The 11985-nt window shown below is 66.0% G+C and carries 13 protein-coding genes; 4 read left to right on the top strand and 9 right to left on the bottom strand.

The genetic code is table 11. From position 1 onward, the window contains the following. Positions 1–11: 11 nt before the first annotated feature. The 3 genes from Q0053_RS10025 to purC are packed head-to-tail and all read right to left on the bottom strand — an operon-like array spanning position 12 to position 1137. Positions 12–143: a hypothetical protein gene (locus tag Q0053_RS10025; protein ID WP_298099561.1), complete on the bottom strand. Its 132-nt coding sequence runs from the start codon at positions 141–143 to the stop codon at positions 12–14. Then, a complete protein-coding gene (gene purS / locus Q0053_RS10020) occupies positions 140–379 on the bottom strand; it encodes a phosphoribosylformylglycinamidine synthase subunit PurS (RefSeq protein ID WP_298099558.1) in 240 nt (79 codons plus the stop codon). Before purS ends, Q0053_RS10025 begins: the two co-directional genes overlap by 4 nt. Further along, positions 379–1137, bottom strand: a complete 759-nt coding sequence (gene purC / locus Q0053_RS10015) for a phosphoribosylaminoimidazolesuccinocarboxamide synthase (protein WP_292030714.1) — start codon at positions 1135–1137, stop codon at positions 379–381. The genes purS and purC overlap by 1 nt, the downstream gene beginning before the upstream one ends. A gap of 273 nt (positions 1138–1410) precedes the next feature. Here purC and Q0053_RS10010 point away from each other — a divergent pair, with 273 nt between their 5' ends. Continuing rightward, the gene (locus Q0053_RS10010) at positions 1411–1734 is read left to right on the top strand and encodes a DUF1476 domain-containing protein (protein ID WP_298099556.1); all 324 of its coding nucleotides are present in this window, start codon (positions 1411–1413) and stop codon (positions 1732–1734) included. Positions 1735–1775: 41 nt separating this feature from the next. On the opposite strand, the gene Q0053_RS10005 is transcribed toward Q0053_RS10010, so the two are convergent. From Q0053_RS10005 to purB, 4 genes are all read right to left on the bottom strand, one after another. Beyond that, complete coding sequence (locus Q0053_RS10005) at positions 1776–2351, bottom strand: fasciclin domain-containing protein (protein WP_298099553.1); 576 nt, start codon at positions 2349–2351, stop codon at positions 1776–1778. Between the two features lie 182 nt (positions 2352–2533). Continuing rightward, a complete protein-coding gene (locus Q0053_RS10000; RefSeq protein ID WP_298099549.1) occupies positions 2534–3118 on the bottom strand; it encodes a fasciclin domain-containing protein in 585 nt (194 codons plus the stop codon). A 117-nt stretch (positions 3119–3235) separates the two neighbouring features. Next, positions 3236–3733, bottom strand: coding sequence for a DNA-deoxyinosine glycosylase (locus tag Q0053_RS09995; protein ID WP_298099546.1), 498 nt, complete (start codon positions 3731–3733; stop codon positions 3236–3238). Further along, a complete protein-coding gene (purB, locus tag Q0053_RS09990; protein WP_298099544.1) occupies positions 3730–5031 on the bottom strand; it encodes an adenylosuccinate lyase in 1302 nt (433 codons plus the stop codon). The genes Q0053_RS09995 and purB overlap by 4 nt, the downstream gene beginning before the upstream one ends. Before the next feature lie 103 nt (positions 5032–5134). On the opposite strand from purB, the gene Q0053_RS09985 reads away from it, so the two are divergent. Together Q0053_RS09985 and Q0053_RS09980 are read left to right on the top strand one after the other, a co-directional pair. Continuing rightward, entirely contained in the window at positions 5135–6484 is a 1350-nt protein-coding gene (locus Q0053_RS09985) for a Gfo/Idh/MocA family oxidoreductase (RefSeq protein ID WP_298099541.1), read from the top strand. Positions 6485–6501: 17 nt separating this feature from the next. After that, positions 6502–7152, top strand: coding sequence for a glutathione S-transferase (locus tag Q0053_RS09980; RefSeq protein ID WP_298099538.1), 651 nt, complete (start codon positions 6502–6504; stop codon positions 7150–7152). A gap of 187 nt (positions 7153–7339) precedes the next feature. Here Q0053_RS09980 and Q0053_RS09975 read toward each other — a convergent pair whose 3' ends face one another. After that, entirely contained in the window at positions 7340–9016 is a 1677-nt protein-coding gene (locus Q0053_RS09975) for a lytic transglycosylase domain-containing protein (protein ID WP_298099535.1), read from the bottom strand. A gap of 164 nt (positions 9017–9180) precedes the next feature. Further along, a complete protein-coding gene (locus Q0053_RS09970) occupies positions 9181–9963 on the bottom strand; it encodes a uracil-DNA glycosylase (protein WP_298099532.1) in 783 nt (260 codons plus the stop codon). A 308-nt stretch (positions 9964–10271) separates the two neighbouring features. Between Q0053_RS09970 and Q0053_RS09965 the strand changes: the two genes are divergently transcribed. Beyond that, positions 10272–11921: an electron transfer flavoprotein-ubiquinone oxidoreductase gene (locus Q0053_RS09965; RefSeq protein WP_298099727.1), complete on the top strand. Its 1650-nt coding sequence runs from the start codon at positions 10272–10274 to the stop codon at positions 11919–11921. The last annotated feature ends 64 nt before the right edge of the window (positions 11922–11985 follow it).

Genomic DNA, 11985 nt, shown 5'->3' with positions numbered 1-11985 from the left:
GCCGTGCGTCGCTAGTGGGCCGCTTCCCTGGCTGCAGGCGTAAAGGCCGAATCGTCCGTCAGCCCTCCCGCCAGGGCGGCGGCGAAGATCAGCACACCGACCAGAACGAAGGCCGCGACCGAGAATCGGATCAGCCGCTTCATGCGACCTCGATGCGGTAGCTTTCGATCACGGTGTTGGCCAGCAGGGTGTCGCACATGCGCTTGACCTCGGCGGCCTTGTCCTCGACGCCGTCGCCGAGGTCGAACTCGATCAACTTGCCGACGCGGGCGTTCGAAACATCAGCCCAGCCCAGGCCGTGCAGGGCCCCTTCTACGGCCTTGCCCTGGACGTCGAGCACGCCGGGTTTGAGGAAGACGTGAACCCTGACCTTCGCCATCAGTGCAATCCCCCCTGAATCACGGTCGGCATATCCTTCATGATGCCGAGGCGGCGGGCCACCTCGGTGTAGCTCTCGATGACATTGCCCAGATCGCGACGGAAGCGGTCCTTGTCCAGCTTCTCGCCCGTATTGGTGTCCCAAAGGCGGCAGGAGTCCGGGCTGATCTCGTCGGCCAGCAACACGCGCGAGAAATCGTTCTCCCAGACCCGGCCGAACTCGATCTTGAAGTCCACGAGGGTGATCCCGACCGCGCCGAACATGCCCGACAGATAGTCGTTCACCCGCACGGTCATGGCCAGCATGTCGTCGAGCTCCTGGGTCGTGGCCCAGTTGAAGGCGGTGATGTGCTCTTCGGTGACCATGGGGTCGTTGAGCTCATCCTTCTTCAGATAGAATTCGATGATCGAGCGGGGCAGGGGCGTGCCCTCGTCGATGCCGAGCCGCTGGCTCATCGAACCGGCGACGATGTTGCGGCAAACGACCTCAAGCGGAATGATCTCGACCTCGCGGATCAGCTGTTCGCGCAGGTTCAGCCGCTTGATGAAATGGTTGGTCACGCCGATGCCGTTCAGGCGCGACATGATGAACTCGCTGATACGGTTGTTGATGACGCCCTTGCCTTCCAGCTGGGCCTTTTTCTCGCCGTTGAAGGCGGTGGCGTCGTCCTTGAAATACTGGATCAGGGTGCCGGGCTCGGGTCCCTCGTAGAGGATCTTGGCCTTGCCCTCGTAAATCTTCTTGCGCTTGACGTTCATGATGGTTGGTCCGGGCGGGGGCGACGGAAACGGCTATCGCTCGACCAGACGGAGATCTGGGCGGCTCAATCCGGAATCGGGCGGGCTGGAAAAAGTCGCGCGAACCCTTAGCGGATGCGACACCGCGACACAAACCGGGGGCGTCGCGACCGTGCCGTTCGCCGCGGTGTCGCAACCCCGCGAGTTGCAGTTGCGTTCGTCCATGGGGCGGCTATAGACCAGCTCGACTGCGGCCGTGCGTTCCGGCCGCCCAAACGGAGCCCGGCCAAGCCCATGACGACCTTTGACGATCGGGAAAAAGGCTTCGAGTCCAAATACGCCCTCGATCAGGAGCAGGAGTTCAAGGCGGTTGCCCGGCGCAACAAGCTGCTGGGCCTCTGGGCTGCGGAGAAGATGGGGCTGAACGCTGATCGCGCTGAGGAATACGGCCGGGCCATCGTCAAGGCTGACTTCGAACAGCCGGGCGAGGAAGACGTTTACCGCAAGATCGCCCAGGACCTCGAAGGGGCCGGCCTGACCGTCTCCGAAGGGGAAATCCGCCGCAAGATGGACGAGCTGTCCTCGGTGGCGCGCGAGCAGATCCGCAACGACGGATAAGCCGCCGGGGCCGCAGGTCTGTGACCCCGGGGCTGCACCGGTCAGTGCGGCGTCAACACGCCGTCAAGAACATGGATCAGGCCATTCGAGGCCGGAATGTCGGCGGCCGTGACGCCGATACGGTTGCCCGCGGCGTCGGTAAGGGTCAGCTTCCCACGCCTGACCGTGGCCACAAGTCGGCCCCCTTCTACCGTGGTCAGGGTCGCGGAGCCCCCGCCGACGCGCACGGCAGTGGTCAGGTCTGCCGCCGTGATCCGGCCGGGCACCACATGATAGGTCAGGATTCGTGACAACGCCGCTCGCTGGGACGGGCGAAGCAGGCTGTCCACCGTCCCGGCCGGGAGTTCGGCAAAGGCGTCATTGGTCGGTGCAAAGACCGTAAACGGACCTGCGCTGTTCAGGGTGTCTACCAGTCCGGCTGCCTGAACCGCCGTGACAAGGGTGGAGAAGTCGGCATTGCCGGCAGCAACGCCCACGAGAGTCTGGGCGGCGCGGTGGTGATGGTCGGCCCGGGCGGGCGAATGCTGGCGGTCGTGGGCGACGGCGACAGTGGCTGTTCCCGCCGTGATGGCGAGCGTCGCGGCAAGAAGGCAGAATCCGGAATTGAGGCGTGTCATGGTCAGGGCTCTCTGGGCTGGGTCCGCTCCCGATGAGCGGCCTTCAATCTACGGCCTGACCGGCGCGACGGATGAGATGCGCAACATTAAAAAATGTTAAAAAACAATCGATTAAACAAAACGAAGGCCGCAGCTGTCGCCAGCTGCGGCCCCCATGGACTTCTCACCGGAAGGTCAGAAGGTCAGGGCATCACCACCGTGTCGATGGCGTGGATGACGCCATTTGAGGCGGGGACGTCGGCCTGAACGACGCGCGAGACGCCGCCCTTGCTATCGGTCAGCGTCACGGCTCCGTCGGTGCCGACCCGGGCCGTGAGCGTACCGCCCTGGACGGTGGTCAGGGCGGCGCTGCCGCCACCGGCCTGGATCTGCTGCGTCAGGGCCGCAGCGTCTACCCGACCCGCCACCACGTGATAGGTCAGGATCCTGGTCAGGTCGGCCTTGCCGGCCGGGGTCAGCAGGGTCGACAGCGTGGCTGCCGGGAGCTTGGCGAAGGCGGCGTTGGTGGGGGCGAAGACCGTGAAGGGTCCGGTGCCGCCGAGGGTGCCGGCGAGATCGGCGGCGACAACAGCGGAGACGAGGGTGCTGAAGTCAGGGTTGCCCTGGGCGACAGCGACGACGGTGCCGGCGGCATCCGGGGTCGTGGCGGCAGCTTCGGTTGCCGATGCATCGGCCGGGGCGGCTTCCTCGGCGCTGTTGCAGGCCGTGAGGGCCAGCAGGGCGGCGATCGATACGCCTGCAAACGTGGCAGTTCTGGCAGTTTTCATGGCATTGACTCTCCTGGGCGACCGCCGTGCGGGCGGTTCGAGAGGGAGTTACTGCTCAACGCCGGAAAGGATGCAGCCTCGCGGCGGATTCGGCTGCGACAGGTGACCGCACCCCGGTCAGGGGCGAAGGATGAATCTGCCGAGCACGGCCCATGCGACGGCCTTTTCGATCAGGGGCCGCGTATAGGCCGGACTTGATGACGGCAGGTCGATGAGGGCGAGTCCGGGGCGGGGTATCAGGGTCAGCCTGCCGCGGCGGGCGGCGGTTCCGCCGTTGAAGGCCACGGCTCGCAGGGACGGCAGGTCGTCAATGAGCCGGTTCAGATCGGCGGCCTCGGCCCTGCGAATGGATCCGTCCAGACTGCCCGGCCGCTCGGCGCTGGCAATCACATCCCACAGACCGACGCCCGCCGCCTTCAGGGCCGCCAGCCGGTCGGGGTAGGGCAGTGAAACCAGTTCGAGCCCGGTCACGCCGCCGATCAGTCGCCAGAAGCCGTTCTGCGGATGGCCATAGTACTGGCCGGCCTTCAGCGAGGCGTCACCGGGCAGGCTGCCGAGGATCAGGAGTCGCGTGTGCGCGTCGACGACCGGATCGAAGGCGCGTTTCAGGCTCACGCGGCTCCGAACACCCGCGCGAACACCGTGTCCACGTGTTTGGTGTGGTAGCCCAGATCGAACAGCGCCTCGAGCTGCGGTTCCGGCAGGGTGACCCGCGCATCCGCCTTGAGGAAGTCGAGGAACCGGCCCTCGCCGCGCCAGACCTTCATGGCGTTCTCCTGCACCGCGGCATAGGCGTCTTCGCGCGACACCCCTGCCTGGGTCAGGGCCAGCATCACCCGCTGGGAATGCACCAGTCCGCCCAGCAGGTTGAGGTTCTTTTCCATATTGGCCGGATAGACGTTCAGCCGCTCGACCACGCCGGCCAGCCGGTGCAGGGCGAAGTCGAGGTGGATGGTGGCGTCCGGGCCGATGCCGCGCTCGACCGAGGAATGGCTGATGTCGCGCTCGTGCCAGAGGGCGACATTCTCCATTGCCGGGACCACGGCCGAGCGGACCAGCCGCGCGAGGCCGGTCAGGTTCTCGGTCAGGATCGGGTTGCGCTTGTGCGGCATGGCCGACGAGCCCTTCTGGCCCTTGTCGAAGAATTCCTCGGCCTCCAGCACCTCGGTGCGCTGCAGGTGGCGGATTTCGGTCGCCAGACGTTCGATCGACGAGGCGACGATTCCGAGTGCTGCGAAGAAGGCGGCGTGGCGGTCGCGTGGGATCACCTGGGTCGAGACCGGCTCGACCTGAAGCCCCATCTGCCCGGCGACATAGGCCTCCACCGCCGGATCGACATTGGCGAAGGTGCCGACGGCACCCGAGATGGCGCAGGTGGCGATTTCTTCCTTCGCCGTAACCAGACGGCGGCGCGCACGCTGGAACTCGGCGTGATAGCCGGCCAGTTTCAGTCCGAAGGTCACCGGCTCGGCATGGATACCGTGGCTGCGGCCCACGCACGGCGTGAACTTGTGTTCCTTCGCCCGGGTCTCGAGTGCGGCCAGAACGCGGTCGACGCCTTCGATGAGCAGGTCTGACGCGCGCGCCAGCTGGACGGCGAAACAGGTGTCGAGCACGTCGGAAGATGTCATGCCCTGGTGCAGGAAGCGGGCTTCCTCGCCCACAATCTCGGACACATGGGTCAGGAAGGCGATAACGTCGTGTTTGGTGGTCCGCTCGATCTCGTCGATCCGGTCGGCGTCGAACACGACATCCTTGCCCTTGGCCCAGATCGCCTCGGCGGCGCTGGCGGGAATCGTGCCCAGTTCGGCCATCTTCGTGGCGGCATGCGCCTCGATCTCGAACCAGATCCGGTATTTGGTCTCCTGCGACCAGATGGCGACGGCGGCGGGGCGGGAATAGCGGCTGATCATGGGCGCGGGGTGTCGGTCTCAAGCGGCCCTGAGTCAACCGGCGGCTTGTTCGGGTGCGTGAATTCGGGTCTGGTCCGATGGCCCAGGCTGCCCGGAGGACTCGATGAATCGGCGCGAATTGATCGCCACTGCCACCGCTGTGACCGGTGGGGCCCTGACCCTCCCCACGGGCGCTACCGGAGCGACGCGGGCCTCGGGTCGCCTGAGGCTGGGCATGATCGGTGTCGGTATGCGGGGCCGGGTCCTGCTGCGCGAGCTGGTGCGCCGCGACGACGTCGAGGTCGTGGGCCTGTGCGACATTGAGGCCTTCACGCTCAATGAGGCGCTGACGCAATTCACCGAGGCCGGCCGTCCGACCCCCCGTCTCTACACCGGGTCGAACGAGGCCTGGCGTGAGATGCTGGCCACGGCGGATCTCGACGGTGTCATCATCGCCACCCCGTGGGAGCTTCACGCACCGATGGCCATCGGTGCCATGCGCGCGCGTGTCGCCGTGGCCTGCGAGGTCGTGGCCGGAATCACGATGGATGACCACTGGCGGGTGTTACGGACCCAGCAGGAGACCGGCACGCCCTATATGCTGCTGGAGAACGTCTGCTTCCGCCGGGATGTGATGGCGGTCCTGAACATGGTCCGCCAGGGTGTGTTCGGCGAGATGATCCATCTGGAAGGCGGCTATCAGCACGATCTGCGTGAGGTGAAGTTCAATGCCGGAATCCCCGGAGAAGCCTACGGCGGCGGGGTTGAGTTCGGCCGGAGCGGCTGGTCCGAGGCGCGCTGGCGCACCCAGCATTCGGTCGACCGCAACGGCGACCTCTACCCCAGCCATGGCATCGGGCCCTGCGCCATGTGGGCCAACATCAATCGCGGCAACCGCTTCACCCATTTGACCAGCTATGCCTCCAAGGCGCGGGGCCTGCACAATCACGTCGTGGCGAAGGGCGGTCCGGATCACCCGAACGCGCGGGTGGATTTCCGTCTCGGCGACGTGGTCCAGACGATGATCGGCTGTGAGAACGGGGAGACCGTTCTGCTCAGCCACGATACCAACCTGCCGCGGCCCTACTCCCTCGGCTTTCGGGTTCAGGGAGAGAAGGGTCTGTGGATGGACGTCAACAAGTCCATCTATGTCGAAGGGCAGAGTCCGAGGGCGCACCGGTGGGAGGAGGCGCAGGCCTGGCTGGACCGGTACGACCACCCGCTCTGGAAGGCGCATGCCGCCGAAGCCGAGGGGGCGGGCCATGGCGGCATGGATTTCTTTGTCATCCATGCATTTATCGAGGCGCTGAAGGCCGGCGCTCCGATGCCGATCGACATCTATGACGCCGTCACCTGGAGCGCCATCACGCCGCTGTCCGAGGCCTCCATCGCCGCAGGGAACAGGACCGTCGACTTCCCGGACTTCACCGAAGGCAGCTGGCGTGATCGCACTTCGATCTTCGCCCCCGTCTGAGCTCGAGAGTGTTTGCCATGGAACTGATCATCGGCCCCCGGCTGTATTCGACCTGGTCGCTGCGGCCCTGGTTGGTGCTGAAACACTGCAAAGCCGATTTCAGCGTGCGCGAGATCGACATCTATTCGCCCGAAGGTCAGGCAGAGCTTGCGCTGATCTCGCCCTCGCGGCTTGTGCCGCTGCTCAAGGTCGACGGCGAGACGATCTGGGATTCCATGGCCATTTCGGTCTGGTGCGCTGAACGCTATCCGGACGCCCGGCTGTGGCCCGCGGATCCGCATGCCCGTTGGCTTGCCCGGTCAGCCGCCTGCGAGATGCATGGGGGCTTCATGGCGCTCAGGACGGAATGCGGCATGGGACCCGATCACACCATGGTCGGACCGGACCGTTCATCGCCGCCGTCTGGCGAGGCCGTCGCCCGTGATATCCGGCGGATCGTCAGCCTGTGGCAGGAGATGCGTCGCCGCTTCGGGGCCGGTGGTCCGTGGCTGTTCGGCGAATGGTCCGTGCCTGACGCCTTTTTCACCCCGGTAGCCGCGCGGTTCCGCCATTATCAGATCGACCTCGCCGCCCATGGGGACGACGGGACGGCTGCGGCCTATCGCGACGCCCTGCTGGCCCAGCCGGATTTCCTCGAATGGTCTGCGCAGGCGCTGTCGGAGCGTTAACCGCCCGGTGGAACCCGGTCTTAAGACAACGACGGTATGCAACTTCGTCAAGGAACGCAGAAGCGCCCAGGGGACCGCCGATGTCCATGCCCGTCGAACAGCCCGGTGCACGCCGTCCAAGCCTGCTGGTCTACGGCCTGATGATCGTGATCGCCTGCTGCCTGCCGGCGCTGCTGCTCGTCAATATCTAGCGGGAGCCTTCGGCCACGGTCGAGGCCACCTCGATGGCGGGTGCCTCTGTCGGCGTTGGCGGCGGCGGGACATAGTCCAGCGACAGCGGGATCACAGCGGCGCCTGAGGCCACGGCGTCAAGGGTGTTCAGCGGACGACCGTTCATGCGCTGGTAGATCCAGTAGGCCGCTACGACCTTTTCCACATATTCCCGGGCCTGTGGCACGTCGATCGTCTCTATCAGCAGCAGCGGATCGGCGTCCGGGCCGAGCTTGCGCACGGCGCTGACCATGGGACCCGGCCCTGCATTGTAGGACGCCGTTGCGCGCAGCAGGTCGCCATTGATCGCCGGCATGGCCAGCACTCGGTTCACATAGGCCTGTCCGAGACGGGCGTTGAGGTTGGCCTCAAAAAGGCGTTCGGGCTCGCTCACGAAGGCGGGGTCGCCGGTCAGTTCGGCGGCGGTCGTCGGCATCACCTGCATCAGGCCATAGGCACCGGCGTCCGACCGGGCGCGGGCGTTGAACCCGGTTTCCTTGCGCGCGATGGCATAGACCAGTGACCGCTCAATGGTGAAGCCACCCTCCGGCTCGATCACAGGCTGGGCATAATGGTCAGCGTCGATGCGGCGCAGGTCGTCGCCCGAACCGGTCACCCGCGGACCCAGGGCCCGGCCCAGGGCGGCCCATAGCTGTCGGCCTCGATCGGTGACTGCAGCGCGCAGACCGGTGCGCAGTTCGTCGCGGGCGTCGGCGCGACGACCGACCTCGAAAAAGGCCACGGTTCGCCGCGCGCGAGGCTCCGAGCGGATGAAATCGTCCAGCTCGGCCGCGTCGACGCCGATGGGCTCCTCGACGGGGGAAGGGACGCGTGTGTTTGCCCCGGAAAGATAGGGCGTCGGCCCCATGTTCTCGATGGCGGGCTCCTCGCCCAGCTGGCGCAGGGCGATCTGGCCATAGAAGGTTGCCGGCCAGGAGGCTGCGCGACGCAGCAGAGGTTGCACCTGGTCCTGCTGGCCTGAACCGCCCGCCGAACGGGCGGCCCAGAAGGCTGCACCCGAGCGGACCCAGCCGTCTTCGGTCGGATCATCCAGAACACGTCCGAAGGCGACCCTGGCCGCAGCAAGGTCGCCAAGCCGGTATTGGGCCAGGCCGACCGTCCACCAGTCGCCGATTTGTTCGCCGATCCTGATTGCGCCGGCAAGGTCGTCGCGGTTCAGGGCGACACGGGCCGCCTTGGTCGGATCAGCCTCGGTGTTTCCACCGGCGGGCCCCAGGCGGTTCCAGTAGAGTCCACCGTCCGTCCGGGAAGGTTGACGCGGCTCGGGTGCCCCGTCGGGCCGGCGGCGCATGGCCAGGTTCCAGGCCCGTTGCGCCACGGGAAGATCGGAATACGCCTCCAGCCAGGCGGCAAGCTCTTCAAAGGTGGCGGTATAGTCGGCGTGGAAAAGACGCTCGAACTCGACCTGTCCCAACAGCACGTGGTCATTGGCCTGCCGCGCCGACTCGCGTGCGACTTCCAGATCACCGCGGCGCAGGGCGTCGAAGGCGGTGGTGTAGTTCAGCCGGTCCGCTGCGCTGAGCGTGGATGGAACGCGGCGTTGGCCGTCTTCGGCGTGACCCGCAGTGGCCAGGGCAGCCAGCGCCAATGCGATGGTCGGTGCAAAAATCGCGCGACGAATACAAGATCGCACCTGAGGCGGCCCCCCTGAGAGCATCGAACGACCCGTTTTGAACCGGGTCAGCCCACGCTGGTCATTTGGTCGTGAGGCCAGAAAGGCACCACGGCCTCGACCCGAGTCAAGATTTCACCCCTTTTGGGGCGGTTTTGAGTCTGAGGGTTGAGCGAGCCCGGGGGTCAGGGCTCAATCCGTGCCGCCAATGACAGCAGATCGGCCCATACATCGCGCTTGGCGATGGGTTGGCGCAGCAGGAAGGCGGGGTGAAGGGTCGGCAGGGCAGGGGCCGAGACGGCACCCTCCGCCAGCCGCCATTCGCGCCACTGTCCACGCATCCGCATGATGCCCTCATCGGTCGTCAGGACCGACCTCGCCGCAGCCGCGCCCAGCAGCAGCACGGCCTTGGGCTTGAGCAGGGCGAAGGCCCGCTCGACGAAAGGCGCGCATACCGCCTGTTCAGCCGCCGTCGGTGTGCGGTTGCCGGGCGGACGCCAGAAGACGGTATTGGTGATGAACACCCGGCCTTCCAGACCGGCTTCAGCCAGCATTCGGTCCAGCAGCTGCCCCGCCTTGCCGATGAAGGGCTGGCCGCGCTCGTCCTCTTCGGCGCCGGGGCCCTCGCCGATGATCAGTACCTCGGCCTCGGGATTGCCGCGACAAAACACCGCCTGTTTCGCGCCCATGCCGCGCAGCGGACAGCCCTCGAAGCCCGCGATGGCCAGGCCGAGCGCCTCCAGCGTGTCCGCCCCGGCCGCCAGGTGTCTCGCCTCGGACAGGGCGTCACCGGTTGCGACGATCGGCGTGACCGAGGCCGTAGCCTTTGCCACAGCCTTTACGGCCGGGGGCGGGGCAACGTGGGTGCGGTCGACCGGGGCGTCCTCGAAGCAGGCGTCGACCCCTGCGTCGCGCCAGAAGGCGAGCAGGCTTTCAGCTTTTGCGAGGTCAAGAGAATGAGGGTTCATGGTGGTCAGCACAGGGATAGTCCTTGACCACCCTTGCGTCACCTTCGGATAAGCGGAAAACAGCAAGACCCCCGGAGCGAAATCGGATCATCCGCCTCGCGGATGATCTCAGATCTTCGCTCCAGCATGTTCAACGAGGCCATTCCCGGGATTTGATTTGATCAAATCCAAAGCAGGAATGGCCGGCACCGAGGATTTTGGTCATGGCCGACAACGCCATCGAAGGCGGCGCAACCAACGCCTGGCAGGAGGCCGTAATCGACAAGCTGCCGCCGGCCGAGGCTCTGGCCGGAGTCGAGCGCGAGGTCATGGAATATGACGTCGTTATCGTCGGTGGTGGCCCGGCCGGCCTTTCCGCGGCCATCCGCCTGAAGCAGCGGGCGGAGAAGGACGGCAAGGAGATCTCCGTCGCGGTGCTGGAGAAGTCGGCTGAGGTCGGTGGACACATCCTGTCCGGTGCGGTGATCGATCCGAAGGCGTTGAACGAGCTGTTCCCCGACTGGAAGGAACGCGGGGCCCCGCTGGAGACGCCGGTCACCGAGGACCGGTTCATGATTCTGGGACCGATGGGCCAGGCCTCCCTGCCCATGCCCCTGCTGCCGCCGATCATGCACAATGACGGCTGCTACATCGCCTCGCTGGGCAATGTGGCGCGCTGGCTGGGCGAACAGGCCGAGGCGCTGGGCGTCGAGGTCTATCCCGGCATGGCCGCCAGCCATGTGGTCTGGGGCGAGCCCTCCGGCCGGGTGAAGGGCGTCGTCGCCGGCGTCTTCGGCATCGACCGCCACGGCAAGCCGACCGACGACTTCCAGCCCGGCATCGAACTGCACGGCAAATACGTCTTCATCGCCGAGGGTGTTCGTGGCTCGCTGGCCAAGACCATCATGGCCCGCCACAAGCTGTGTGATGAGGCCCAGCCGCAGAAATACGGCATCGGCCTCAAGGAGTTGTGGCAGGTCCCGGCCGAACAGCACCGCCCCGGCCTGGCCCAGCACACGACCGGCTGGCCGCTGGACGAGTTCACCGGCGGCGGCAGTTTCATGTACCATTTCGGCGACCGCTACGTGGCCATCGGCTATGTCGTGCACCTGAACTACAAGAACCCGCATCTGTCGCCGTTCGACGAGTTCCAGCGGTTCAAACATCACCCCGCCATCGCCGAGCACCTGGAGGGCGGAACCCGCATCTCCTACGGCGCGCGTGCCATCACCGAGGGCGGTTTCCAGTCGGTGCCGAAGCTCAGCTTCCCCGGCGGCGTCCTGATCGGCTGTTCGGCCGGCTTCGTGAACGTCCCGCGCATCAAGGGCAGCCACAACGCCATGAAGACCGGCATGCTGGCCGCCGACGCCGCCTATGACGCCGTGCAGGCCGGGCGCGCGGGCGACCAGCTGGTCGAATACCAGACCGCGTACGAGAAGAGCTGGGTCTACAAGGAACTGAAGCAGGTCCGGAACGCCAAACCCTATCTGTCGAAGCTGGGAACCACGCTCGGCGGGGCCGCGGGCCTCATCGACATGTGGTTCTCGTCGATCTTCCGCGTGAACCTGCCGTGGACGCTGAAGCACGGAAAGACCGACGCCGCCTCGACCGAAAAGGCCTCGAAGCACAAGCCGATCGCCTATCCGAAACCGGACGGAAAGCTTTCGTTCGACAAGCTCTCGTCGGTGTTCATCTCGAACACCAACCACGCCGAGGAACAGCCGGCCCATCTGAGGCTGCTCGACCCGTCCATCCCCATCCGGGTCAATCTGCCGGAATACGGCGAGCCGGCGCGGCTCTACTGCCCGGCAGGCGTCTACGAGGTCCTCTACGACGAGGACGGCAAGTCCAATCCGCGCTTCCAGATCAACGCCCAGAACTGCGTCCACTGCAAAACCTGCGACATCAAGGATCCGTCGCAGAACATCGTCTGGACGACCCCCGAGGGCGGCGGCGGGCCGAACTATCCGAATATGTGACGCCAAAACTTCATGGGGCGGGCGAGAGGCCTTGTCGCCGCCTCATAAAGCGGGAAGGTTCGTG

This window comes from Brevundimonas sp. (genome assembly GCF_027487935.1).
Taxonomy (GTDB): Bacteria; Pseudomonadota; Alphaproteobacteria; order Caulobacterales; family Caulobacteraceae; genus Brevundimonas.
Note: the sequence above shows the minus strand (reverse complement) of the source record. Positions and strands in the feature narration are given on the sequence as shown.